The following is a 26,827-nucleotide window of genomic DNA, read 5'->3' on the forward strand; positions in this document are numbered from 1 at the left end:
AATTTGAAAACTAAGAATTCACAAAAAAGCGCCTTGTAGATGCCGAAATATTTCGGATGTATGTAATCTCTTTTTGAGATTGCCCCAAAGCCAATAAAACCTGGCTAAATGAGGTTTCTCCACTTAATGTTGCGATAAAAATTCCGCCATTGTAGGTTAAGTTTTCCAAAGCAAAACCGGTAAATAGTTGAAGTAACTCTTCTCTAGAATTTGCGGTATCAATTTCTAAAATTAGTTGGGAGGTTTCACGTTCGTTTTTCTCCAAATTACTTCTATATTGACCGTTTTTCAAGAAAATAACTTCATCTGAAATCTTTTCAACTTCGTACAATTGTTGCGAACTTAAAATAAGTGCAATCGGATTATTTACCGAGTTGCAAATCTCCTTCAAATCCTCTAAAATCACCTGTTGCGCCAAGACATCTAAATTCGCCAAAGGCTCATCCAGTAAGAGAATTTCAGGTTTTCGAAGTAAAGTTCTAGCCAACTCAAAACGCATTTTGTATCCAGAAGACAATTCACTCCATTTCAAATGTTTGTAATTCCACAAACCGAGACGCGCAATCATCATCAAAGTTCTCGTTTCGTTTTCTTCAGGTGAAAAGCCGTAATTGGACAAAACAAATTTGAGATTATCTTTCAAACTTCCGTACCATTTTTCCGTTCGTTGGGGGATGTAGATAAGTTTTGTTTTCAACTCATAATCACTTGGATTGGATTGCGAAAAGTGAAAATTCAGATTCCCTCTATCAAAAGAAAGTTCTTTCGCTAAAATTCGAAGTAACGTTGTTTTCCCATTTCCATTCTCGCCTACCAAACCGTAAACTTGTCCTTTTTTGATTTCAACAGAAACAGGACCTAAAGCAAAACGCTTATTTCCATAGGATTTTTGAATATCCTGCGCTTGCAGAACCCAAGAATCTCCCGAAACTTCATTAATAGCTACGTGCGCAATTTCTTCTAAAAACTGAAGACTTTTTTGGATAAACTCATCGATCTGTTCTGGATGATTTTCCTTCCAATCTGTGATGGCAATTGCTTTGTTGTACAACGCCATATTTTGAGTATCCATTGTACAATTGAGCATTTTGCGAAACCCTAAAGCCGTATCCCTATTTTCAAAATAGTTGCGTGCTTCTTTCACTCGAATTTGATGTTTTGTCATGGTGAAAAATGATTTTTCATTTAATGAACTCAGAAAACTGAAATTTAAATTAAGAATAGAACTTACTTTTCTCGCTCAATCTTTTTCACTTCGTTTATTTTCTCAATCATTCTGGTAATTTTATCTGCTTTTGCCACCTGTATCGGAACAGAAACTTTGCTAGCATCCCATTCAATATCGAGACTTAACTGGTTATCTGAAACGATCTTTAAGTCCATTGTAAACCATTCTTGTTTTGCGGTTAATTTCTGAACTGGAACCGTAACATCAACAACATTCAATTTTTCATCAAAACTAAAAGCGCCCCAACTTTGAGAATCTTTATTCAAAATAATTTTCCATTCGTTGGCTTGAGGAACGATGTATAAACCGTATGTTCCAGCTGCGACCTCTTTTCCACCAAAAGTGACCGCTTGACCAAACGTAATTTTTGACGAAGAATTGGCTCCAGCGCGCCAAACTTTTCCGTAAGGAACTAAATCTCCAAAAACGACACGACCTTTTACTGCAGGCCTTCCATAATCTAATGTTACTTTAGAAATGGAAAATTGTTGTTCAATTTTTTTACGTGGACTTGCGGCAGGAACCGAATAATCTTGAGCTGTAAGGCTTAATGCCACACCAAAACAAAGTGCAACTAGGAACTTTTTCATTTTCTTTTTTTTTAAAGATAGTAATTTCTCCCTTTCGTAACGTTCAAACATAAAAAAAACCGACTAAAAAAGTCGGTTTTACTTCTGAAGAAACTTCTATTTATTTTTTCCTTTTCCGTTTGAATTTCCATGTCCAGCGTGAGCTTTCGCTTTCCCATTGTCATGACTTGAATTCGAAGATTTTTTAGTCGATCTATAAATTGGCGTTGTTTTGTTTCCTTTATTTTGATATGGCTTATAATTATTTTTGTTTCGATTATAAACCGCTACTGGATTTTGTCCTTTGTAGTATTTATTTTTAAACTTCGTATATTTTGTTGTTCCAAAAATACGTTCCATTTCATTGTAACGATCCGTTCTCCAACGATCTGGATTTGATCCATAAACACGATTCCAAGAGTTATAATCATCGTATCTATTGTTCAGTGCGAATAATTGATCTTTCTGCTGCGGACTTAAAACTAAATCAGCAATAACCGCCGTCCAATCATAATCATTAATACTTCTTCGATAATCATTATAATACTCTGATTGTGAAAATCCTAAAGTGAAGCTTCCCACTAATAGGAATAAGGTAACTATCTTTTTCATTTTTTTAATTGTTTGGTTTCTATCACATTGCCAAGTATAATGCCATAAATTTCCAAAAAATGTTAAAACAAGCTATAGAACGGTGTTCCATATATAAAGAAACACCAAAAAACTTATCTTTGAAGCTTACATCTAAAATATGAATTCAAAATTCTTGTATCCACTACTAGCATTGGTATTTTCTAATATAATCGATGCGCAGCAAACTATTCCTTTTCATTTAACGAAATACAATAATATTTTGGTTAAAACTGTAATCAATAAAAAAGATTCGTTGGATTTAATGTTTCAAATTGCAGCAGATGCGAGCTCAATTTCACCCGAACGAAAGCATAAAGTAACGAGTTTAAAATTCGACGACAACGACATTAGCTATGGAAATACCATTTCTATTGGAAATCTGGAATGGAAAACCATGCGTTTTTTCAACAACGAATTATCGGGTCACGAATCGGACGGGAAACTGGGAACGTCTGTTTTCGCTGGAAAAGCATTTGCAATCAACTACGATAAAAATGAATTTCAAATTTTTGATCAAAATCCAAGCACAAAAGGCTATACCGAGCTTCCTTTAAAAATAAAAAATGGGCAATTTTTTATCACAGCCAAAAGTTTAATCGACGGCAAAGAATACGAATCGGAATTTCTTTTGCAGTCTGGCTATTCAGGTGGAATTTTATTTAGCAATGATTTTGCAGATGCCCATAATCTCAACAAACATCTAAAATCAACTTCTGAAAAAACGTTGAAAAATTCGCAAGGGCAAAGCGTCACAACTAAACAAGCTGTTTTATCACAACTAAAAATCGGCAAGTACAAACTGAAAAACGTAGGTGCTGGTTATTTTACGGGCGAACTAAAAATGCAGCATAACAGCTACTTTGCAGCGGATGTTATGAAACGTTTTAATTGGATTTTTGACATAAAGCGTGAGAAAGTTTACATAAAACCGAGTAAGTATTTTAATGAAGCTTATTTGAAAATTTAAATTTCAGTGATTCATTTTAGATGATTTAATTCCAGCGGCGGCTTCGCCGCCGCTGGAATTAAAAAAAGCCTCACAAACGACAACGTATGTGAGGCTTTACATTTATAGGGTTTGTAAACAAGCTATTTTACAGATTTAATTTGAATTTTCCCTTTACTTTCGTGATACAATCTGCAAGTTGGCACATTTCTTTTGTCTGTGCAATCTTTTGAAAAAGCATAAACAAAAGTAAGAACATCGCCCTCTTTTCTATCCTTTACCAACCAGTCGTTACATACCAAGTAATCGCCTTTTCCAGCAAATCTCACATACGTTCCTGTACAATCTCTAACGATTGTTCCTAATTCTGAACTTTCCGGAATCATGCTTGTGCACGATGTTAGTGCTAAACCTCCAACAAGTAAACTTAAAAATATTTTTTTCATAGTATTAATTTTAACTCAAATTTATAAAATAATTCAATACAATAACTGAAAATTAAACTACCATAAATCATATTTTAAAAATAATACATGAAAATATCGATAAATACTAAAATTATTTTCACTTTTAATTTTAAAACACTTTAAATTTTACTTTCAGCGTTTCTTGTTTTCGGCGACGGCTTCGCCGCCGCTGAAACTATAAAAATAAAACAAAAAAACACCTAACGCTTTTAAACGTTAGGTGTTTGTATTTCAATTTACTTCCTAAGAAGCATTTTTTACATTTGCTCCATTTTGAATGTCATGCTTTCAATAACATTTAAAATTGCTCCTACAGTATCCATCGATGTTAAACAAGGAACTCCATTTTCCACACTCATTCTTCGGATTTGGAAACCATCTCTTTCCGCTTGTTTTCCTTTGGTAGTCGTGTTAACAACGTATTGAACTTTCCCTTTTTGGATCAAGTCAATCAAGTTAACATCTTCCTCTCCTATTTTATATCCGATTTTTGCGTGAACTCCGTGCTCTTCAAAGAATTTTGCTGTTCCTTCCGTTGCCCAAATTCTAAATCCAACATCGTTGAAACGTCTTGCTAATTCTACAGCCTCTTCCTTATCATTATCAGCTACTGTGAACAAAATTGCTCCATACGTAGGAACTTTTCTTCCCGCTCCGATTAAACCTTTGTACAACGCTTTTTCCAACGTTTCGTCTTTCCCCATAACTTCACCCGTTGATTTCATCTCTGGGCCTAAGGAAATATCTACTTTTGACAACTTGCTGAACGAGAAAACAGGAACTTTTACATACACGCCTTCTTTATTCGGAACCAAACCATTTTTGTAACCTAGGTCGGTTAATTTAGCTCCTAAAACAGCTTTCGTTGCTAGATTAGCCATTGGCACATCCGTAATTTTTGATAAGAAAGGAACTGTTCTCGAAGACCTAGGGTTCACCTCGATAACATAGACGTTTCCATCTGAAATTACATATTGTATATTCATTAAACCTATAATATTCAGTCCTTTAGCTAAACGTTCGGTATAATCAACCAACGTATCAATTTGGGTCTGACTTAATTTTTGAGGAGGATACACGGCGATCGAGTCTCCAGAGTGAACTCCAGCTCTTTCGATATGCTCCATAATCCCAGGAATAATCACCGTTTCACCATCACAAATCGCATCCACTTCCACTTCTTGACCTGTCAAATAACGGTCGATAAGTACGGGATGTTCTGGACTCGCTTCTACCGCGTGCTCCATGTAGTGCGCTAGTTCGGTTTGATTGTACACAATTTCCATGGCACGACCTCCAAGAACGTAACTTGGACGAACCAAAACCGGATATCCAATTTCATTTGCAATCGCAATCGCTTCTTCTTTTGAAGTCGATGTTTTTCCTAAAGGCTGTGGAATTCCTAAGTCCTGAAGCGCTTTTTCGAATTTATCTCTGTTCTCCGCTCTATCAAGGTCTTCAAGCGAAGTTCCTAGGATTTGAACGCCATGTGAAGCTAATTTATCAGCCAAATTAATTGCTGTTTGACCTCCAAACTGAACCACAACACCTTTTGGCTTTTCCAAATCGATGATGTTCATAACATCTTCTTCGGTTAATGGCTCAAAATAAAGTTTATCCGAAATAGAGAAGTCTGTAGAAACTGTTTCTGGATTGGAGTTGATGATAATCGCTTCATACCCCATTTCCTTAATCGCCCAAACTGAGTGAACGGTCGCGTAGTCAAATTCTACACCTTGTCCGATTCGGATTGGTCCAGATCCTAAAACGATGATCTTCTCTTTGTCTGTAACGACGCTTTCATTCTCCTCCTCGTAGGTTCCGTAGAAATACGGTGTTTCCGATTCAAATTCAGCAGCACATGTATCTACCATTTTATAAACTGGAATTACCCCGTTTTCTTTTCTGAATTGGTACACTTCGCGGTTAGAAACACCCCACAAATATCCAATATTCACATCGGAGAAACCTAGTTTTTTAGCTTCTAAAAGTACTTCCTTATTGAATTTATTTTCTTTTATCTTCGTTTCAAAATCAATTAATTTTTTGATTTTCCAAATGAAGAATTTATCAATTTTACTCCATTCTACAATTTGTTCCCAATTGTATCCTCTTCGTAAAGCATCACCAATGATGAACAATCTTTCGTCATCACAAACGCGAATTCTTCTTTCGATTTCCTCGTCAGTAAGCGCTTCTGCTTGTTTCTTTTTCAAACCAAGGTGACGAATTCCCGTTTCTAGTGAGCGAATCGCTTTTTGCAGTGATTCTTCAAAATTTCTTCCGATTGCCATTACTTCACCAGTCGCTTTCATCTGTGTTGAAAGACGTCTATCAGCCGTTTCAAACTTATCGAATGGGAATCTTGGAAATTTAGTTACTACATAATCCAAAGCCGGTTCGAAACACGCGTACGTCTTTCCAGTAACTGGATTCATGATTTCGTCAAGCGTTAAACCAACTGCAATTTTCGCAGCGATTTTCGCAATTGGATATCCCGTTGCTTTCGATGCTAAAGCTGATGAACGTGAAACTCTTGGATTAACCTCGATAATATAATATTCAAATGAATGAGGATCTAAAGCCAACTGAACGTTACAACCTCCTTCAATTCCCAAAGCTCGGATGATTTTCAGCGAAGCGTTTCTCAACAATTGGTATTCTCTATCCGAAAGCGTTTGTGAAGGTGCAACGACGATAGAATCCCCTGTGTGAACTCCCACTGGATCGATGTTTTCCATATTACAAACCACAATGGCATTGTCGTTGGAATCTCGCATTACTTCGTATTCAATCTCTTTGAAACCAGCGATGGACTTTTCAATCAAACACTGTGTTACAGGAGAATATTTCAATCCTAATTCGGTGATTTCTTTTAATTCTGCTTCGGTAGCTGCGATCCCACCTCCAGTTCCTCCCATTGTAAACGCAGGACGAACGATTACTGGATATCCGATGGAATCTGCAAATTTCAAAGCTCCTTCAACCGTTGTAACAATATCCGATTCTGGAACTGGCTCGTTTAATTCGCGCATTAATTCACGGAACAAATCTCTATCTTCTGCTCTGTTAATTGCAGAAAGCTTCGTTCCTAGAACTTCCACTTTACATTCTTCAAGAATTCCTGAATTTTCTAGAGCTACCGCCATATTCAGACCTGTTTGTCCACCTAACGTTGGCAACAAAGCATCTGGACGTTCTTTTCTAATAATTCGCGATACAAATTCTAAAGAAATGGGTTCTATATATACTTTATCCGCAATTTCAACATCCGTCATGATGGTTGCAGGATTCGAGTTGATTAGGATAACTTTGTAGCCTTCTTCTTTTAATGAAAGACATGCTTGAGTTCCTGAGTAATCAAATTCTGCTGCTTGACCAATAATAATTGGACCTGAACCGATTACTAAAATTGTTTTTATATCTGTGCGTTTTGCCATGTTGTTTTTAGATATGAGACGCTAGATGTCAGATTTCAGACTTTCTAGCATTCGTGTTTTACTTTTTTAAATTAGATTTGAAAGTGTAAATCATTCTTTGAATTTCATTGAGATTTACAATTAAGCTGTTCACTTTTTCAGCATTTAGTAAATTTAATTCCTTTAATAAAATTAACTGCGTTTGTAATTCGAAAGAAGAAGCATTTGCTATTCCAAGAAAGTGATAAAACTCTCGGTCATTATTTCTTCCAGCACCTTCTGCAATATTTGAAGGAATTGAGATCACAGACCTTTTGATTTGAGAAATTAGTCCAAACTTTTCATCGTTAGGTAGTTCCGCACAAATAAAGTAAACCTCTTTTGCAAGTTCAATTGATTTTTGCCAGAAAATAAGTTTCTCAAAATTATGCATAAAAATCTGTTATCTGATGTCTAAAATCTGAAATCTTAATTACTTTTTAAACCCTTTCATCAACTCAATAAACTCATCGAATAAATAATTCGCGTCTTCTGGACCTGGGCTTGCTTCTGGATGGTATTGTACCGAAAACACAGGGTGAATCTTATGTTTAACCCCTTCATTCGTTCGGTCATTCAAAGCAATGTGCGTTTCAACCAAATCTGTATTTTTCAACGATTCTTGATCAACCGCATAACCGTGATTCTGTGATGTAATGGCTACTTTATTCTTTTCTAAATCCAATACTGGGTGATTTCCACCTCTGTGACCGAATTTTAGTTTAAACGTTTTCGCACCACAAGCTAAAGCGATTAATTGATGTCCTAAACAAATTCCGAAAATTGGAACTTTTCCGATCAATTGTCTAATTGTTTCGTGGATATGTGGAACATCTTCCGGATCTCCAGGACCGTTAGAAAGCATGATTCCGTCCGGATCCATCAGCAAAATATCTTCCGCGCTGGTATCTTGTGAAACAACGATGATATCGCAGTTTCGCATGGATAATTCTCGGATAATCCCGAGTTTGGACCCGAAATCCATTAAAACTACTTTAAAACCTCTACCAGGATTGGCAAAAGGCGTTTTTGTAGAAACTTCTTCTACTTGATTTATTGGGAACGTTGTACTGCTAAGCTCTTCAACAACCGTATTTTCATCTGCATCCGCATTAACAATTTTCCCTTTAACAACACCTGAATTTCTCAGAATTCTCGTTAATTTTCGTGTATCAATTCCTGAAATTCCTGAAAGTTTCTTTTTCTGAAACAATTCATCAAGGGTCATTTGGGTTCTAAAATTAGATGGCAAATCACACAATTCCTTTACGATAAGACCTTTAATCGCTGGTTCGATACTTTCGTAATCATCTCTATTGATCCCGTAATTCCCTATTAATGGGTAGGTCATACAAACGATTTGTCCGCAATACGAAGGGTCGGAAATCAGCTCCTGATATCCCGTCATCCCTGTATTGAAAACAACTTCTCCGGCCGTATCTTGTTCCGCTCCAAAGCCTTCGCCATGAAATACTTCGCCAGATTCTAAAATTAATTTCTTTTTCATTCTACTTTTTATCATTTTGCTTACGTTGCAGCAACGCTTTTTCTTTTTATTTTACTTCACTAAAGGTATATCCTTGCTTCTCCAAAAGGTGTTTAATGATCGCCATTCTAGCATAAACGCCGTTTTCCATTTGCTTGAAAATACGGGAACGTTTTCCTTCTACTAGGTCGCTGTCAATTTCCACTCCTCTATTAATTGGTGCCGGATGCATGATGATTGCTTCTTCTTTCATCATTTGCTCTCTTTCCTTGGTCAATCCATATCTTCTGTGATACGATTCTAGAGAAAGATCCATTTTATCTTCATGTCTTTCATGTTGAATTCTCAACAAAATCAAAACATCAACTTCTTTTACTAAATTATCTAATTGCAAGAACGTTCCGTTAATAATTGTTCCTTCATCAAACCAAGCTGATGGCCCAGAGAAATACACTTTCGCTCCAAGTTTCCTTAATGCTTCTGCGTCAGATTTTGCAACACGGCTGTGTTTTACATCACCAACAATTCCTACTTTCAATCCTTCGAACTTTCCAAACTCTTGATAAATCGTTAAAAGATCAAGCATACATTGTGATGGATGATTTCCTTTTCCATCTCCTGCGTTGATAATTGGAATTTTAATGGTATCTAATTCTTTATAATAAGCATCTTGAATGTGACGAATTACGACTAAATTCACCCCAATCGATTCTAAAGTACGCACCGTGTCATAAAGACTTTCTCCTTTATTGATAGAACTTGTCGAAGCTTCGAACGGAATTACGGACAAACCTAGTTTTCGTTCCGCCACTTCAAAACTTGTTTTGGTACGTGTGGAGTTTTCAAAAAATAAATTAGCAGCAAACAATTCTTGGTCTGCTTTCACTGTTTTTCCTTCGGCAAATTGAGTCGCATCTTGAAGGAGTTTTTCAATGGTACTTACTGTTAATTCGGCAGTTGTAAACATAGCTTTTTCGTTTTATGCAAAAAAAAACGAAGCCCAAAAAAAAGCTTCGTTATTAAAATTATCGTTTTCGGCAGCATTGCCTATGAAAATATCGTCAAAAAATACTTCCGTGTTCATTAGGTGCAAAGATATAACTTTCTATAAAAACTACCTAATAAGATTTTTCATAATTTTCGTTAAATACTTTTGCTAATTTATTATATATTTGCTTAATTAGTATATATTTATGCAAAACTCTTGCCCTAAATGCCAAGACAACGAGGTTGTAAAAGCTGGAATTATTAATGAAAGACAGCGCTACCATTGCAAAAACTGTAAATATTATTTTACCGTAAAAAAACTAGGTAAGCAAATAGATGACTATTTCGTTACCAAAGCTTTACAACTGTACTTGGAAGGTTTAAGCTTTCGCGAAATTGAGCGAATTATTGGGGTTTCACACGTTACTATAAGTTCATGGATCAAGAAATACAACATCAAACGTCCTCCACTTTCAGAATTTCATACATCATACAAAGTTTTCAAACAAAATGAATTAATCGAGTTCATGCAAAATGAAAACAACATCAAAGGAAGTGGCTTAATCATTACTGAATTTGGCGATAAGTATATGATGATTAAGTGGGAACGTTTTAAAAAATAAAATTAAATTTTTAAAACGATAGTATTACCATAAATATATATTAAATTTTATTCATCTGAATTTTAATTTCAATTTAGGGAACACAAAAATCACCTAGAAAAATTAAGAATCAATGAAAAAATATCTCATTTACGTAGGAATTCTATCATTATCACTTTCTAATATTCTGCAAGCTCAAGAAGTAAGCAACGAAGAACTTTTAAAGAGAATTGAAGCTTTAGAAGCTGAAAAAGCAAAAGCCAAAGAATGGGATATTTCTTTGTATGGATGGGTTCGCAGTGATTATATATTTGATTCTCGTCAATCGGCTTATGTCCGAGAGTATAATCTCAACCTCTACCCTTTAGATGAAAAACTTGATGCTAATGGTGATGATATTAATGCTGCTGGTGGTAGCAATTTCCTTTCTATTACCTCACGAGTTGGTGTAAAATTTCGAGGCCCTAATGTTTGGGGAGCAAAAGCAAGTGGTTTCATTGAAGGAGATTTTTTTGGAAATACAGAACTTAACAAAACATCTTCAGGTTCTGGAAGTATTGGATTGTTCCGATTGCGACATGCGGTTGCGACCTTAGAATGGGAGAAAACGGCCGTAAGTTTTGGACAAACGTGGTATCCATCGTTCATTCCTGAAGTATATCCAGGAGTAGCCAATTTCAATACGGGAATCCTTTTCAATCCCTTCGGTTGGGCGGGACAAGTGAAAATCACCCAAAAACTAACTCCTGAATTATCTTTAACAGCTGTAGCTTATAAGAATCGAGAATTTCAAACAGCAAGTGCAACTGGAGCATCACCTAATAGCGCGACATTTAACTCCTCAATTCCAACGTTGCATGCTCAACTTCAATATAAAAACAAAAATATAGTAGCCGGAATTGCTGCTGAATATCAGTCATTAAAACCTGTTATTGAATCAAACGCTTTGGTATCCGAAGAAAAAGTGAACTCAGCAAATTACTTAGCCTATTTCAAATATTCTAACGACAAAATCATTGCAAAAGTCTACGGGATAACCGGTGGAAATCTAAATCATTTCGTAATGTTGGGCGGTTTTGCAGGCTACACAGAAGCCAATGGCCAAGAGTCTTACAAACCGACCAAAACGACGGCGGCATGGGTTGACATGGCTAGTGCCAACGCTAAAATTGCTCCAGGCGTGTTTTTCGGATATACAAAAAATGGCGGTGTTGATGAAAATTTCAAAACCCTGTATATCCGAGGAAATTCTGGAAATCGCATTGTTGATGAAGTATGGCGTGCTTCCGCACGAGTGGAGTTCAAACAAAACAAATTCAACATCGCACCAGAACTGGAATATACAGCAGCAAAATGGGGAGATACCAACGCCAAGGGACAAGCTGCAAACAACATCAAAAATGTAGGAAATTTTCGTGGAATGGTTCGCGTGATGTATTCATTCTAAAAAAAATTTAAATCCAAATAAACCAAAAAAATCAAATAATATGAGTCAAGAAAACTACTCTTCTGAAGCGGAGCCAGCCGTTTCAGAAAAGCAAAAAAACAGAACCATTTGGGGCGTGATTATGGCGTCTTCATTGGGAACCCTTATTGAATGGTATGATTTCTATATTTTCGGAAGTCTTGCCATTGTTTTATCAACCAAATTTTTCCCAGCAGACAATCCTACTGCCGCATTTTTATCAACATTAGCAACTTTTGCTGCTGGGTTTGTTGTTCGTCCTTTCGGAGCCTTATTTTTCGGAAGATTAGGAGACATGATCGGGCGAAAATACACGTTCTTGGTCACCCTAATCATCATGGGAGTTTCCACTTTCCTAATCGGCTGTACACCATCGTATGAAACGATTGGTTATGCCGCTCCAGTTATCGTTTTAATCCTAAGATTATTACAAGGTTTAGCCTTAGGTGGTGAATACGGCGGCGCTGCGACCTATGTTGCGGAATACGCTCAACCTGGAAGAAGAGGTTATTGGACTTCATGGATTCAAACTACGGCAACAGCAGGTTTATTCATTTCACTTATCGTTATTTTAGTTACAAAATCATCTTTAACAGCGGAAGAATTTGATAGTTGGGGATGGAGAATTCCATTTTGGATTTCTATTTTAATGGTTGGTGTTTCGTACATCATCAGACGAAATATGAAAGAATCTCCACTTTTTGCAAAGGCCAAAAAAGAAGGAAAAACATCAACAAATCCTTTAAAAGAATCTTTCGGAAACAAATTCAATTTCAAATTTGTTCTATTAGCTTTATTTGGAGCAGTCATGGGACAAGGTGTTATTTGGTACACCGGTCAGTTTTACGCCATGAGTTTCATGCAAAAAACCATGAACCTAGAATCTGCACAAGTGGACTCTTTAATGGCGCTTGCCCTCTTCTTAGGAACGCCTTTCTTTGTTCTCTTCGGGTGGCTATCAGATAAAATCGGAAGGAAACCAATTATTCTCATCGGTATTTTGGTTGCCATTATATCCTATCGTCCGATTTATGATAAAATGTATAAACTAGCCGATACATCCCAAAAAACGGTTCTTGCAAATGGAATTTCAGACAAAAGAACAGCCGTTGCTCATGCTAAAATCGCTGGTGATAGTACAATTACTTTCCATCATGAAACCAAATACGAAGATGGATTTGTTGTAAAAAAAGATAGCATTGTTCATTTTTCACCTGCAGGACCAGTCATGAAAGATGGAAAAGTGGAAGAACCAAAAGTAAACACAGCGATAACTGTTGATCCAGACACACGTTGGACTTTAGTATTCCTCGTTTTTATCCAAGTCATTTTCGTAACTATGGTTTATGGACCGATCGCTGCTTTCTTGGTTGAAATGTTCCCCGTTCGAATCCGATACACGTCCATGTCACTGCCATATCACATTGGTAATGGGGTTTTTGGAGGACTTTTACCGGCGGTTTCTACCTATTTGGTTACTTCTGCAAAAACATCAGGACACTCGCAGTGGTACTTGGAAGGGCTTTGGTATCCGATAATTGTTGGCGCAATATGTTTCATTATTGGTTTAATCTACCTAAATGGAAAAGACAAAAATGTCGAATAATTAAACTCGAATATTCAACAATAAAACAAGAAAATCCTGAGAATTTTTTCTCATTCTAAATTTAAAATTCTCAGGTTAAACAAACTTAAAATTAAGTAAATTTAAAAAGTTATTACAATGGACAGTATTAAAAAAATATTAGGAATCGTTTGGATTCTTTTGGCAGCCGTAGTTCTATACTTCGGACTAACAGAAATGGGTGTTCCAAAGCTAACTTCCGATCACCAAGAAGATAAAGTATTCGGAATTATCATTGTGTTTATCCTTTTACCCATCGTGGTTGGCGGTTTAGGCGTATTCGGTTGGTACGCGTTAAAAGGCGAATATTCTAAAGAGAATATGTAATTAAGTAGTAAAAAAAAAAAAATCAGATTCAAATTTGCAAAAATTAGATCTTGATTCTAAACAAGGAACATGAAAAAAAGGCATCAGCAAAAATTAGTAATTTTAAGTTTTCTCTTGTTGGTGCTTTTTAATGTTCCGATTTTATTTCTATTCAATTCCTCGGAATCGATTCTTGGATTGCCCGCTATTTATGCATATATCTTTATCGTTTGGCTGGGTTCTAGTATAGCATCGTATTTCGTTTTCAAAAAATTTGATGAGTAGTTCGGTTTTATTCATATTGGTTATTATCTACCTTGGTTTATTGTTTCTCATTGCGTACACCGCAGAAAAAAAGAAGGGAAACTTTTGGCTGAACAATCCGTATATCTACTCTTTATCATTGGCGGTCTATTGCACGGCTTGGACCTATTACGGAAGTATTGGTGTGGCCGCAAATTCCGGTTTGGAATATTTAGCAATTTATATTGGTCCTGTCATCATCATTCCAGCGTGGATTGTGATCAATAAAAAGATCTTACGAATTGCACGAGTTCATAAAATCTCATCGATTGCTGATTTTATTTCGCTTCGCTACGGAAATAGCCGTTTAATGGGCGCAATTGTAGCCATTGTATGCATTGCAGCGATTATTCCGTATATCGGTTTGCAGATTAAAGCCATATCAGAAACATTCCATCTTTTAACGGAAACACCCGACTCTACTAATATTTTCACCGATTCGGCAACCTATGTGGTTTTGATAATTGCGATATTTTCCTCGTATTATGGAACCAAATATGTTGATGCTTCCGAAAAAAGATTAGGAATTATTTCGGCCGTTGCAGTTGAAAGTTTTTTAAAACTCATTTTCTTCATTATTCTTGGACTTTTCGTTGTTTATGGTGTGTTTAATGGTTTTGATGATTTGTATTCGAAAGCTGCAAAACTCCCTTTATTCAACAAAAAAAATACATTTTCTGGAATAGAGAGCGGTATTAATTGGTTTTTCATGACCTTGATTTCGATGTCGGCCATATTTTTATTGCCAAGACAGTTTCACACCGCAATCGTAGAAAACCGAAAGGAAAAGCATATTCACACGGCGATTTGGCTCTTCCCACTCTATTTATTATTGATTAACATTTTTGTTTTTCCAATCGCTTGGGGCGGAAATGTTTTATTCGAAGACCAAAACGTGAATCCAGAATTTTATTCCATATTGATCCCACAAAAATTCGGAACTCTTTTAATTACCAGCATGGTATTTTTAGGGGGATTAAGTGCGTGTATTTCGATGATCATTATTTCAAGTATTTCGCTATCCATCATGCTTTCCAATAACATTATCATTCCGTACGGCTGGCTTGATCGTTTTAAAAAGAAAGATGAAATAGATAACAATAATTCAATTATGAATATCCGAAAATTCGGAATTTTCTTTTTGATTATCAGCAGTTTCATTTTTTACAAATACCTCACTTCTCCATTTTCACTATTCTCAATAGGAATGATATCTTTTGTACTTATCGCTCAATTGGGACCTTCCTTTTTTGGTGCGTTTTTTTGGCGAAGAGGAACTTTTTATGGTGCGGTAGCGGGCTTGGTTTCTGGAATCGTAATATGTTATATGTTCTTAATTCTCCCAACGTATTTTCCACAAATTGAGCAAAATTCTATTTTTCAAGCGCTACAAATTCCGTATTTGGATGAGATTGCTAATGTATTTTTTTGGAGCATTTTGGTGAATATCATCTTATATGCTACCATTTCCGTAAGTACAATTGGGAATTATCGCGAACGTAATTTAGCCGAAATCTATGTTGATATTGATGATTATATTCAAAATCATGAAAACGCTTTTATTTGGAAAGGATCTGCAAATGTATCGGATATTCGTAAAATATTAGTTCGCTTTTTAGGTGAAAAGAAAACCGAGCAAGCCTTAAAAATTTTCAATATCAAATACGATATTCCTTCCGACAATAATGCTGCAGATGCGCGTTTTATCAAGTTTTCAGAAAATCTTTTAAGTGGTAGAATTGGCACTGCATCGGCGAAAATCCTCATAGAAGGGGTCGCCAAAGAAGAACATATTGCTCTTCCCGAAGTTTTAAAAATTCTCGAAGAATCTAAGGAAAACATCAGTATTAATAAGCAATTGCAAGAAAAATCATCAGAACTGCAAATTCTATCCAACGAACTTCAAAATGCTAATGAAAGTTTGTTAATAAAAGACAAACAAAAAGATGAGTTTTTGGATTCTGTTGCCCATGAACTTCGAACTCCAATTACAGCCATCAGAGCGACTTCGGAGATCCTTTTGGATGATGAAGATATGCCTTCAGATATTAAAAAAGACTTTTTAGAGAACATCATTTCCGAGTCGGATCGTTTGGCAGAAATCATTAATGATATTTTGTATTTAGATAAATTAGAAACCGGAAATCTCCCATTACAAAAGGGAAAACACAATATTTTAGAAACCTATTTAAAAGCCGTAAAACCTTTGCTCAATTTGATGGATCAAAAAAATCTTCATCATTCTGAAGTTAATTTGCTAGAGCAAGAGGTTTACGTTTATGATGAAAACAAATTAATTCAAGTTTTCCAGAATATCTTAGGAAATGCTGTAAAATTCACTTTAGAAAAAGGAATGATACAAACCAAATTCAAAGAGAATGAAGAGAGTTTGATCATTAGTATTTTCAATACTGGAAAACCTATTGAAGAAGAAGACTTACACTATATTTTTGATAAATTTTATCAAAGTAAAAATCAAAACATTAGAAAACCTTTAGGAAGCGGCCTTGGCTTAGCAATTTGCAAACGCATCATTGATGCCCACGAAGGTGAAATTTCTGTTAAAAATAAGAGTCTAGGAGTGGTTTTTGAGATCATTTTAAAAAAATAATCTTAAATTATTCCAACCAAAATAGACATAGTCACAACTAAATGAAAGAACGATATGCAAAAAATACTTATTGCAGATGATGAACACAAAATTGTAATGACGCTAGAATACGCCTTTCGCAAGGCGGGTTACGAAATCTTCATCGCAAGAGACGGAACCGAAGTTTTAGAAATCATTCAAAACGATAAGCCAGATCTGATTTTGTTGGATATTATGATGCCAAAGCTGGATGGATTTTCAACGTTAAATCATATAAAAAGTCAAGAAAAATTCAAGGATATTAAAGTAATTTTTCTATCAGCAAAAGCGGGAGAAAACGATATTCAAAAGGGATTAGACTTAGGCGCTGATGATTATATCACCAAGCCCTATTCCATCAAAAAGCTGCTTGAACGCGTTGAAGAACTTTTGACGTAATCGAGCAGAACACCACCTAAATAAACAAAAGAAAATATGAAATCTCAAGAAATGTTCGACCAAAGTGTCGAAAACAAAGAGCAATTTTGGGCCGAACAAGCCGACAAAATATCTTGGTTCAAAAAACCAGAAACCATTCTTTCTGAAGATAAAAATGGATATCCAATTTGGTTTCCTGATGGTGAAACAAATGCATGTTATTTAGCCGTTGACCGTCATGTAGAAGCAGGTTTTGGCGATCAAATCGCTTACATTTATGATTCGCCAGTAACGGATGTTATTGAAAAAATTAGCTTTAAAGATTTACAAGAACGGGTTTCAAAATTCGCGGGTGGACTTCAGAATTTAGGTTTATCCAAAGGCGATACGGTTGTTATTTATATGCCGATGATTCCAGAAGCTGCTTATGCGATGCTTGCTTGCGCGCGTTTGGGAATTATTCATTCTGTTGTTTTCGGTGGATTTGCACCACATGAACTGGCTATTCGTATTGACGATTGTCTTCCTAAGGCCATTATCACGGCAAGTGCTGGTGTAGAAATCAAGAAACGAATCCCCTATTTACCGTACGTGAAAGAGGCTTATAATTTAGCTGAAAACAAGGTGGATCACATCATTGCTTATGACAGACAACTTTGGGGCAATAAAATTGATTGGGAAAAAGAAAGCTTATTAACTAATTTTCAATCACTTATAGATACATCTGATCCAGCTGATTGTGTCCCAGTAGAATCAACTCATCCGTTGTATGTTTTGTACACTTCAGGAACAACAGGAAAGCCTAAAGGTGTCATTCGAGATACAGGCGGCTATGCAACGGCTTTAAAATTCTCCATGTCTCAAATTTATGGGTTGAAAGAAGGTGAAGTTTTTTGGGCAGCCTCGGATATTGGTTGGGTTGTTGGGCATTCTTTTATTATTTATGGCCCGTTGATTAATCGTAATACTTCGGTTATTTTTGAAGGAAAACCAATTATGACTCCTGATGCAGGAACCACGTGGCGAGTGATAGATAACCATAAAGTTTCTGTAATGTTTTGTGCTCCAACAGCGATTAGAGCAATTAAAAAGGACGACCCTGAAGGTGAATTAATAAAAAAATACGATATTTCTTCCCTCAGAACGCAGTTTTTGGCTGGAGAACGTTGTGATGTAGCGACTTTAGACTGGTATCAGGAAAAAATTGGAGTTCCCGCAATTGATCATTGGTGGCAAACAGAAAGCGGCTGGCCCATGTTAGCGTTAATGCCCGGTGTTGAAGAAGTTCAAATAAAGAGAGCCTCGGCTGGAAAACCAATTCCAGGTTATGATATTAAAATTTTTGACGAAGATGGATACGAATTAGAAGAGCATCACGAAGGGTTCTTGGTGATTAAACTTCCTCTTCCTCCAGGAACATTATCTGGAATTTGGGGCGATCAGGAACGATTTAAATTCGGATATTTATCAAAATTTCCAGGATATTATTTCTCAGGAGACGGCGCAATCCGCGATGAAGACGGCTATATCTTCATCACGGGTCGTGTTGATGACATTATTAATGTAGCTGGTCACCGCTTGTCAACAGCGGAAATGGAAGAAGCCGTTTCTAGCCATAAGGATGTTGCTGAATGTTGTGTGGTTGGAATTGATGACGATTTGAAAGGTCAAATTCCATTTGGATTGGCTGTACTAAAATCAAATTCGAAAACAACAGAAGAGGATGTTGAACGTGAAATTGTACAAATCGCTCGTGAAAAAATTGGAGCGGTCGCTTGTCTTAGAAACATTATGATAGTCAATAGATTACCTAAAACACGTTCAGGTAAAATTCTCAGAAAATTAATTCGAACTATGTTGGACGGAAAAGAATTTCAAATTCCTTCAACTATCGATGATGAAGCCATTATTGGGGAAATAGAATCCAAATTAGAAGAATATAGAGCTAAGCAGAAAAAATAACATAAAATAACAAAAAGAAAAATGAATAATTATGAAATAAGTGATCTTCCAGATTACTTTAAACAATACAAAAAATCCATTAAAAACCCGAAAAAATTCTGGGACAAAATAGCGGATGAAAACTTTGTTTGGTATCAACGTTGGACCAAAGTTTTTGATGTTGATATGGAAGAAGCCCAAATTAAATGGTTTAAAAATGCAAAACTGAACATCACCAAAAACTGCTTAGATCGACATCTATCCGAAAGAGGTGATAAAACTGCAATTATTTGGGAACCGAACAACCCAAAAGAAGAAGCACAACATATTACCTACCGTGATTTGTATGAAAGAGTCAATAAAATGGCGAATGTTTTAACGGACTTAGGTGTAAAACGTGGCGATCGAGTTTGTATTTATTTACCAATGATTCCGGAATTAGCTGTAACCATGCTTGCTTGTGCAAAAATGGGTGCTGTGCATTCGGTTATTTTTGCAGGATTCTCTGCTTCTGCAGTTTCTTCTCGTGTCAACGATTGTGAAGCAAAGCTAATCATCACATCTGATGGTAGTTATAGAGGCAACAAAGCTATTGACTTAAAAGGGATTATCGACGAAGCTGTAGAGAAGTGTCCTACAGTAGAAAAAGTTCTGGTTGTCAACCGAACTAATACCGAAATCAAAATTAAAGAAGGTCGAGATATTCTACTGAAAGACGTTTATCCAAAAGCTTCTGCTGATTTTGTTACTAAAATTATGGACGCAGAAGATCCGTTATTCATCCTTTATACTTCAGGTTCTACTGGAAAACCGAAAGGAATGCTTCATACATGCGCTGGATACATGGTTTATTCTGCATATACATTCAAAAACGTATTCAATTATAAAGAAAACGATATTTATTGGTGTACGGCGGATATCGGCTGGATTACGGGACATTCTTATATCGTTTACGGACCGTTATTAAATGGAGCGACAACGGTGATTTTTGAAGGTGTTCCGACATACCCTGAGCCCGATCGTTTTTGGGAAGTTATCGAGAAACACAAAGTTTCTCAATTCTACACCGCACCTACGGCGATTCGATCGCTTGCAAAAGAAAGTTACGAATGGGTTGAAAAGCACGATTTAAGCAGCCTTCGCGTTATTGGATCTGTTGGAGAACCTATTAATGATGAAGCTTGGCATTGGTACAATGATCACGTTGGTCAGAAAAAATGCCCGATTGTAGATACATGGTGGCAAACTGAAACGGGTGGAATTATGATTTCGCCGATTCCATTTGTCACACCTACAAAACCAACGTATGCAACTCTTCCACTTCCGGGAATCCAGCCTGTTTTAATGGACGAAAAACGTAATGAAATTTCTGGAAATCAAGTTGATGGAAACCTCTGCATTCGTTTTCCTTGGCCTGGAATTGCACGAACGATTTGGGGCGACCATCAACGTTATAAGGAAACCTATTTCACCGCCTTTCCAGGTAAATATTTCACTGGTGATGGTGCTTTGCGAGACGAGGTTGGCTACTACCGAATTACAGGTCGTGTCGATGATGTGATTATCGTTTCTGGACATAATTTAGGAACTGCTCCGATTGAAGACAGTGTTAATTTACATCCAGCTGTTGCTGAATCCGCAATCGTTGGTTATCCGCATGATATCAAAGGGAACGGCTTGTACGGTTATGTAATTTTGAAAGAAACTGGCGAAACGAGAGATCGTGAAAATTTACGCAAAGAAATAAATCAGGTGATTACGGAAACCATTGGTCCTATTGCGAAATTAGATAAGATTCAGTTTGTTTCTGGCTTACCAAAAACGCGTTCTGGTAAGATTATGAGACGTATTTTACGAAAAATTGCCGAAGGTGATTTCTCCAATTTTGGTGATATTTCAACTTTATTGAATCCAGAAATTGTGGATGAAATTAAAGATGAAAAAATATAATAATTCCCTATTTTACATCATTTCCAACGAAAACCTCACTTTGGTGAGGTTTTCTATTTTATAGATTTCAAAAGAATTTTCCCGCTAGAATCTTGCGTTGCAATAAGATAGTTTTCGCCACCATCTTGCAGTTTATACTTTTTCTTGATTTCTTCCGGTTTCAAAGGATAATTTTTTGAAATTATATTAAACTTCTCTCCTTTTTTAAGTTCTTTTCCGCTAATTTTATCAACGTTTAAAACACGACCTGGAAAATCATCAATATGTTTATTTGAAGTATATAATTGCGTATTTGAATGTAATTTTTGAATTCTGAATTGTTTTGAAACTAAATTAAAAGCTCCCGATTTTAAAATTGAATTATTCGGAATGTAAAGATAATTTTGAACCTCAGAAAATTTTGCATCCACTTTTTCATCACCCATTTCAAATTCAAAATTTGGTTCTGAAGCTTCTAAATTCACGCAAACAATTCGTGTAGAATCTGATGTCTCCCGCTTCAATAAAACCAAGACTTCCTTCACTTCATTTCGAACACCAACAATGTGAATTTCTGCCAAATTTCGAAGTTCATTTTTCAAATACTGCAAATCAATTAGAGGCGACAATTTTATTAAAATCTGCGGTGCGATTTTCAAAAGCTGCTCTTGAATTTCCAAAATATTTGGTGACAAATCTTCTAACAAAAAGACTTTCTTTTTCGTAGAATCTCGTCTTGCGGGATCAAAATAAATCGCATCAAAATTTTCATTTTCATTCAAAATAAAATCCTCAATTTTACTTGAATTAAATTCTGCATCCTGTTGTAAAATAGACCAATTATATTTCACTAACTCAAGTAAAGATTCATCTAAATCATTTAACAATACTTTAGAAAATTTTTGTGCAAAATAATAGGCATCAACTCCAAATCCTGAAGTTAAATCCGCAAAAGATTCCCCTTGAATAATTTTCGATTTATATCGTGCTGTTGATTCCGAACTACTCTGTTCTAAATTTAAATGCGGTGGAAAAATAATATCCGAGCGATCCAAAAACGGAAACTTTTTTGATGCTATTTTTCGACCTTGAATCTGCTGAACCAACTCCAAACTTGACACGTCTTTAAACGGCGATTTTTTCAATAACAAAGAATGCAAATCCGAATTCAGATTTGCATTGATATAGTCTTGTACTGATTTTTCTAAAATCTTCGTATTCACGTCAAATTTTATTTATTCATACGCTTCCGCCCAACGAACCGCTTGAATTTTATCTTTAGAATACAATTGCCCGATGTTCTTTGTAATGTCCTTCGTTGGATACAGATTCACTCCGATAAGTTTAATTTTACCATCAGAAACCCATTTTTGTTCTTCCGTCGCTTGCTTAAAAACATCATTTTGAATTTTCCCAACTTTCATCGCCTCAGAAAAACCACCCAGCGCCTCCAATTCTAAGAAATAGTCCCACGCTTTCTGGGCGATTTGTTGAGTTAAATCTTCAACATAATAACTTCCATTACCCGCATCTTCAAAAACATTAATAATGCTTTCGTACGCTAAGACAATTTGTTGTTTAAATGAAATCTCATCCGATAATTTGGTTGGATTTTTCATTTTGAAATTATTGGCAAAAACAGCATCAGCACCTCCAATCATTCCAGCCGCTAATTCCAAGGTAGAACGAATGAGGTTATTTTCTTCATCATCGATTGCTTTGTTTCGAAGTGACGTTTCTGCAAAAATATAAGCTAGTTGATCTTTACCCAACTCTTGTGACAACTGATTGAAAACTAATTTACAAGCTCTTATTTTTGCAATTTCAAAGAAATAATTTGGTCCAATTGCAATTTTAGTAACTAGAGAATCTAAAATGGAACTATCAAATTTCTCTACCAAATCTTTGGTTTTGGCTAATGCGATTCCCAATTGCTGCGCAATACTTGCACCCGCATTTTGAAAGAAACTCACATCAACTCCAATACTTCGCTCAAAACCTTTTTCTAGAAGCTCTTTCGCTAGATTTGCATCAAGCTCACCCGTTTCAGAAGTGAAAACATCAACCAAAGAAAGATATCGATTGGCATCATCTGGAATTATATGCTCTGCCAACGCTTTATTGTCAATAAACAATACTTTATCCTCCAAACCTTCTACATTTTGGTGCAATAAAAACGCAAAAGCATCTTGTTCCCATTCTTCATGATATTCGGAAACCAAATTGGTATTTTCTTCAATTTTTGGAAGAGTAACAAGTGGTTTTACCTCTTGATGATAATACGGCCTAACCTCTAATCCCTCCAAATTCTCTTTTTGAAGAATTTCTAGATAATTATCGGTTTTCAATTGTTTTTTAACAAGCGTTTCCCACTCTTGCAATCCAGCTTTTTCGAACATAGTATTGTGAAATTATTTAGTCGTATTTGCACTATCAGCAACCAAAATAAAGATCTCTTCATTTGGTTTCTTCATGAAATAATTTTCGCGAGCAAATTTTTCCTTTTCATCTTTATTATTCATCAATCGGTTATAAAACTCGGAATTCTTCTCGTATTCTGTTTTATAATACTCCAATTGATCTTCGTATTTATTCACTTCTTGATTTAGCTCATTAACAACCAAAAACGAAGTACTATCAAAGAAAACCATCCAAATCAAAAACAAAAAAATTGTAATTGTATATTTATTCAAAACGTATTTCTGAATAAATTTTAAAGCCGACGATTTGGGCGTTATTTCTTTGATAAGTTTCGGTTTCATATTAATGCACTTTTTTTAGTGAATTATTGATCACAGTCGTTAAAAAGTCAATAGCAACATTGTTGTGTTTCATATTTGGAACAATAAGATCCGCTTCATTCTTAGACGGCTCTATAAATTCCTGATGCATAGGCTTTAAGGTCGTTTGATAACGGTGTAAAACTTCGTTCAAATCACGTCCTCTCTCTTGCGTATCTCTTCGAATCCTACGAATCAAACGCTCATCCGAATCGGCATGAACAAAAACCTTTAAATCAAGTTCTTTTAGCAATTCCTTATTCGTTAAAACCAAAATCCCTTCTACAATAAGAACATTTTTAGGCTCCACCAAAACAAAATCTCCAGTTCTAGAGTGCGTTACAAAACTGTACACAGGCTGCTCTATCGTTTCTTTATTCTTCAGCATTTTCACTTGCTCAAGAAGCAAATCGAAATCGATGGATTTAGGATGATCGTAATTCAATTTTTCTCTTTCAGAAAGCGACAAATGTTGATTGTCGTGGTAGTAATTATCTTGTGAAAGAACATTAACCCCTTCCGCATTTAATTGTTGAAGTATTTTATTTACGACTGTCGTTTTTCCGGATCCAGTCCCTCCCGCAATTCCTATTACAAGCATGAAATAATTTTTTACAAATATACGAACTTATGAAATGTAATTCTGGAAAAAATTTCAAAAAAAATGTATTAAAGTATTATTTAAATAAATTTCATAACTATCTATTAATTAGATGTTAAAATATAATTTACTTAAACTATAACTTTACACTTTAGGTTTTTGCTCAATACCGAAAATATAGAAGACAACCGCTTGTACTCTAGCGAAAAATTCGCGAACTTGGTTACGATAAAAACTCTCTTTTTTATATACATCTTGCGCATCAAAACCAAGCGCATTGAGGTTATTATTACGAGCATAAAACAACGCTCGAAGGTTATGAAAACCCTGAGAAACGATGATGATATTTTTCTCGTGGTAGATATTTTTGACATTCTCAATTGAAATTTGCGTCTTAAATCCTTTCGGATCTTCAATAATCACATTTTCAGGAATCCCTTCTTCATACGCTAAATAACGCTTCATAGCCGCAGGTTCATCGTACCCTTTACTCTTCTCCCCACTTACAATAATCTTTTTGATTTTCCCGTGATGATACAAAAGCGCTGTGGCATCCATTCTTGCGACGAAGTAAGGATTGGCGACACCTGAACGCATTTTTGGAGAAGTCCCTAGCACTAAAGCCGTTTCTCTTGGTGGAATTTTAGAAATCTTCGTATAGGTTCGTCCGTTCGTTAAGGCGTACACCCAAATATTAGCCAACATCATTAAGACGATGGATAATTCCCCAACTCGGAACCCGATTTTTACTATGTTTCCAAATTTATTCAACTAAATCAAAATTTACTTTGATGTTTTTACTTAAAACAACTGACATACAAGCTAAAATATGGCCTTTTTCCACTTCTTTTTCCGTGAGATATTCATTTTCCAACAACTCCACATCACCTTCAATTAATTTACATTCGCAGCTTCCACATATCCCACTTTTACAGGAATATGGAACGGGAAACTTCTGTTCTAAAAGCTGTTGCAGAAGTCTTGTTTTATTATTTTCTAACTTCGTTTGATAAGAAGATCCTAGAATTTTGAAATCAACATCAATATCGGTAATCAATGGAAATTCAATCTCTTGCGGATAAATATCTTCGTTAAACTCTTCAAAGAGTTCAAAATGAATATTTTTTTTCGGTATTCCATTTTCGAAACATGCATTCGCTAACGTTTTAATCATCTCTCCTTTTCCACAAATCAAAACTTCATCCACAGCATCCCAGATCGTTGATTCTTCATCCGTATCATCCAAATGCAAGATTTGATTGATAATGAGTTTCAATTTATGTTCATCCAAACGCCCAAATAACAAATGATCATCCACCTGTTCCCTAGAAATAAAGTAGAACACTTGAAAACGATTTGCATATTGCTTTGCCAGCGCATCAATTTCGTCACGAAAAGCAATGTCTTCACGCGTTTTGTTCCCGTAAAACAAGAACAAACGTGTGCGTGGCTCGGACTGTAAAATATTTTTGAAATGACTTAAAATTGGTGTAATTCCGATTCCTGATACAAAACCTAAAATCGTTCTAAACTCATGCGGTTTCGAAACCAAAGTAAATCGTCCCTGAGGCTCTCCAACTTGAATTATAGAGCCAATTTCTTGTTCCACAAGCCCGTTTACCGAACTTTTATCTGAATTTATTTTTATGGCAATAGTCAATTTTGCTTCGTACGGAGCCGAAGTCATTGAATAGTCGTTAATAAACGTTTCACCCTTGAATTGATACTGAATTGGGATGTATTGCCCTGCCTGAAACTGAAAAACCGATTGCAAAGAAGATGGAATTTCAAATTCTAATGCAAAGGTATTTTTGGTTAGCTGTTGCTTTTTCGCTAATTTTAGGCCATGAAAGTGGATTTGTCTGCCTTTATTGTAGATCTTTTCCATATTTGATAATCCAAAAATAGGTAATATTTTTATTATGAAAAAGTTAATTTTCCCTTTGATTGCTGCACTCGTATTGGTTGCATGTAAAAAGGAAGAAACCACAACAACAAATTCGGAAAACCCAAGTGATTCTATCACAACAGTAGAAACGCCAGAAGTTTCTACAGCGGCATTAGAAGAGTTTTCACCAGAACAAACGACGCAATTACTTCAAAGTAAAAACGATACACTTTACGTAACTAATTTTTTTGCGACTTGGTGCGGACCTTGTGTTAAGGAAATCCCGCATTTCAAAGAAAAAATGGAGCAAATGAAAGGACAACCTGTTAAGTTCACCTTTGTTAATTTAGATAGCAAAACCGATTGGGGAACGCTTGTAAGCCCGTTCGTTGATGAACACGGAATCCGCAACCAAACGATACTTTTGGATGGAAATATGCTAGATGAAAACTTTTTCAGCTCGAATTTTAAAACGTGGAAAGGCGAATTTATTCCTTTTACAATTTTGAGAAAAGGGGATAAAGTTCAGGAAGTGAATGGAAGTATTTCGAAAGAAGAACTTGAAAATCAAATTCAAGCTTTTCAATAATTTCATTTTTGCTAAAGA

At 35.7% G+C, this 26,827-nt stretch carries 24 protein-coding genes; 10 read left to right on the plus strand and 14 right to left on the minus strand.

Translation table 11 applies throughout. From position 1 onward, the window contains the following. Nucleotides 1-10 precede the first annotated feature (10 nt). The 3 genes from AC5XHR_RS02030 to AC5XHR_RS02040 form a co-directional block, all read right to left on the minus strand. The gene (locus AC5XHR_RS02030) at nucleotides 11-1,165 is read right to left on the minus strand and encodes an ABC transporter ATP-binding protein (protein WP_495949110.1); all 1,155 of its coding nucleotides are present in this window, start codon (nucleotides 1,163-1,165) and stop codon (nucleotides 11-13) included. 62 nt (nucleotides 1,166-1,227) lie between these two features. Continuing rightward, on the minus strand, nucleotides 1,228-1,818 hold the full coding sequence (locus AC5XHR_RS02035) for a DUF2911 domain-containing protein (RefSeq protein ID WP_495949111.1): 591 nt from the start codon (nucleotides 1,816-1,818) through the stop codon (nucleotides 1,228-1,230). 96 nt (nucleotides 1,819-1,914) lie between these two features. Next, complete coding sequence (locus tag AC5XHR_RS02040) at nucleotides 1,915-2,409, minus strand: hypothetical protein (protein ID WP_495949112.1); 495 nt, start codon at nucleotides 2,407-2,409, stop codon at nucleotides 1,915-1,917. Between the two features lie 139 nt (nucleotides 2,410-2,548). On the opposite strand from AC5XHR_RS02040, the gene AC5XHR_RS02045 reads away from it, so the two are divergent. After that, a complete protein-coding gene (locus AC5XHR_RS02045) occupies nucleotides 2,549-3,397 on the plus strand; it encodes a hypothetical protein (RefSeq protein ID WP_495949113.1) in 849 nt (282 codons plus the stop codon). Nucleotides 3,398-3,519: 122 nt separating this feature from the next. On the opposite strand, the gene AC5XHR_RS02050 is transcribed toward AC5XHR_RS02045, so the two are convergent. The 5 genes from AC5XHR_RS02050 to AC5XHR_RS02070 form a co-directional block, all read right to left on the minus strand. Further along, the gene (locus AC5XHR_RS02050; RefSeq protein ID WP_495949114.1) at nucleotides 3,520-3,822 is read right to left on the minus strand and encodes a hypothetical protein; all 303 of its coding nucleotides are present in this window, start codon (nucleotides 3,820-3,822) and stop codon (nucleotides 3,520-3,522) included. Between the two features lie 278 nt (nucleotides 3,823-4,100). Beyond that, complete coding sequence (carB, locus tag AC5XHR_RS02055; RefSeq protein WP_495949115.1) at nucleotides 4,101-7,283, minus strand: carbamoyl-phosphate synthase large subunit; 3,183 nt, start codon at nucleotides 7,281-7,283, stop codon at nucleotides 4,101-4,103. Between the two features lie 58 nt (nucleotides 7,284-7,341). Further along, nucleotides 7,342-7,695, minus strand: coding sequence for a four helix bundle protein (locus tag AC5XHR_RS02060; RefSeq protein WP_495949116.1), 354 nt, complete (start codon nucleotides 7,693-7,695; stop codon nucleotides 7,342-7,344). 39 nt (nucleotides 7,696-7,734) lie between these two features. Then, nucleotides 7,735-8,808: a carbamoyl phosphate synthase small subunit gene (locus AC5XHR_RS02065; RefSeq protein WP_495949117.1), complete on the minus strand. Its 1,074-nt coding sequence runs from the start codon at nucleotides 8,806-8,808 to the stop codon at nucleotides 7,735-7,737. 46 nt (nucleotides 8,809-8,854) lie between these two features. Next, nucleotides 8,855-9,754, minus strand: coding sequence for an aspartate carbamoyltransferase catalytic subunit (locus AC5XHR_RS02070; protein ID WP_495949118.1), 900 nt, complete (start codon nucleotides 9,752-9,754; stop codon nucleotides 8,855-8,857). A 226-nt stretch (nucleotides 9,755-9,980) separates the two neighbouring features. Between AC5XHR_RS02070 and AC5XHR_RS02075 the strand changes: the two genes are divergently transcribed. From AC5XHR_RS02075 to acs, 8 genes are all read left to right on the plus strand, one after another. Beyond that, nucleotides 9,981-10,397, plus strand: coding sequence for an IS1/IS1595 family N-terminal zinc-binding domain-containing protein (locus AC5XHR_RS02075; RefSeq protein ID WP_495949119.1), 417 nt, complete (start codon nucleotides 9,981-9,983; stop codon nucleotides 10,395-10,397). A 112-nt stretch (nucleotides 10,398-10,509) separates the two neighbouring features. Continuing rightward, nucleotides 10,510-11,823, plus strand: a complete 1,314-nt coding sequence (locus AC5XHR_RS02080) for a hypothetical protein (RefSeq protein ID WP_495949120.1) — start codon at nucleotides 10,510-10,512, stop codon at nucleotides 11,821-11,823. Between the two features lie 121 nt (nucleotides 11,824-11,944). After that, on the plus strand, nucleotides 11,945-13,447 hold the full coding sequence (locus tag AC5XHR_RS02085; protein ID WP_495949704.1) for an MFS transporter: 1,503 nt from the start codon (nucleotides 11,945-11,947) through the stop codon (nucleotides 13,445-13,447). A gap of 117 nt (nucleotides 13,448-13,564) precedes the next feature. After that, nucleotides 13,565-13,792, plus strand: a complete 228-nt coding sequence (locus tag AC5XHR_RS02090) for a DUF6814 family protein (RefSeq protein ID WP_495949121.1) — start codon at nucleotides 13,565-13,567, stop codon at nucleotides 13,790-13,792. Nucleotides 13,793-14,048: 256 nt separating this feature from the next. Beyond that, nucleotides 14,049-16,685: an ATP-binding protein gene (locus AC5XHR_RS02095; RefSeq protein ID WP_495949122.1), complete on the plus strand. Its 2,637-nt coding sequence runs from the start codon at nucleotides 14,049-14,051 to the stop codon at nucleotides 16,683-16,685. 54 nt (nucleotides 16,686-16,739) lie between these two features. Then, complete coding sequence (locus AC5XHR_RS02100; protein ID WP_495949123.1) at nucleotides 16,740-17,102, plus strand: response regulator transcription factor; 363 nt, start codon at nucleotides 16,740-16,742, stop codon at nucleotides 17,100-17,102. Between the two features lie 36 nt (nucleotides 17,103-17,138). After that, on the plus strand, nucleotides 17,139-19,043 hold the full coding sequence (locus AC5XHR_RS02105; protein WP_495949124.1) for an acetate--CoA ligase: 1,905 nt from the start codon (nucleotides 17,139-17,141) through the stop codon (nucleotides 19,041-19,043). A 21-nt stretch (nucleotides 19,044-19,064) separates the two neighbouring features. Beyond that, entirely contained in the window at nucleotides 19,065-20,972 is a 1,908-nt protein-coding gene (gene acs / locus AC5XHR_RS02110) for an acetate--CoA ligase (RefSeq protein WP_495949125.1), read from the plus strand. Nucleotides 20,973-21,025: 53 nt separating this feature from the next. Here the strand turns inward: acs and AC5XHR_RS02115 are convergent, their stop codons facing one another. From AC5XHR_RS02115 to AC5XHR_RS02140, 6 genes are all read right to left on the minus strand, one after another. Then, nucleotides 21,026-22,174, minus strand: coding sequence for a class I SAM-dependent methyltransferase (locus tag AC5XHR_RS02115; protein ID WP_495949126.1), 1,149 nt, complete (start codon nucleotides 22,172-22,174; stop codon nucleotides 21,026-21,028). Nucleotides 22,175-22,186: 12 nt separating this feature from the next. Beyond that, nucleotides 22,187-23,350, minus strand: a complete 1,164-nt coding sequence (locus AC5XHR_RS02120) for a methylmalonyl-CoA mutase family protein (RefSeq protein ID WP_495949127.1) — start codon at nucleotides 23,348-23,350, stop codon at nucleotides 22,187-22,189. A gap of 12 nt (nucleotides 23,351-23,362) precedes the next feature. Then, complete coding sequence (locus tag AC5XHR_RS02125) at nucleotides 23,363-23,713, minus strand: FtsB family cell division protein (protein ID WP_495949128.1); 351 nt, start codon at nucleotides 23,711-23,713, stop codon at nucleotides 23,363-23,365. Between the two features lies 1 nt (nucleotide 23,714). After that, nucleotides 23,715-24,332, minus strand: a complete 618-nt coding sequence (udk, locus tag AC5XHR_RS02130; protein WP_495949129.1) for a uridine kinase — start codon at nucleotides 24,330-24,332, stop codon at nucleotides 23,715-23,717. A 144-nt stretch (nucleotides 24,333-24,476) separates the two neighbouring features. Next, a complete protein-coding gene (locus AC5XHR_RS02135) occupies nucleotides 24,477-25,040 on the minus strand; it encodes a SanA/YdcF family protein (RefSeq protein WP_495949705.1) in 564 nt (187 codons plus the stop codon). Between the two features lie 55 nt (nucleotides 25,041-25,095). Further along, nucleotides 25,096-26,220: a 2Fe-2S iron-sulfur cluster-binding protein gene (locus AC5XHR_RS02140; protein WP_495949130.1), complete on the minus strand. Its 1,125-nt coding sequence runs from the start codon at nucleotides 26,218-26,220 to the stop codon at nucleotides 25,096-25,098. A 34-nt stretch (nucleotides 26,221-26,254) separates the two neighbouring features. Between AC5XHR_RS02140 and AC5XHR_RS02145 the strand changes: the two genes are divergently transcribed. Continuing rightward, nucleotides 26,255-26,809, plus strand: a complete 555-nt coding sequence (locus tag AC5XHR_RS02145; protein ID WP_495949131.1) for a TlpA family protein disulfide reductase — start codon at nucleotides 26,255-26,257, stop codon at nucleotides 26,807-26,809. Nucleotides 26,810-26,827 lie beyond the last annotated feature (18 nt).

The organism is Kaistella sp. CFF1-2, from assembly GCF_059509915.1.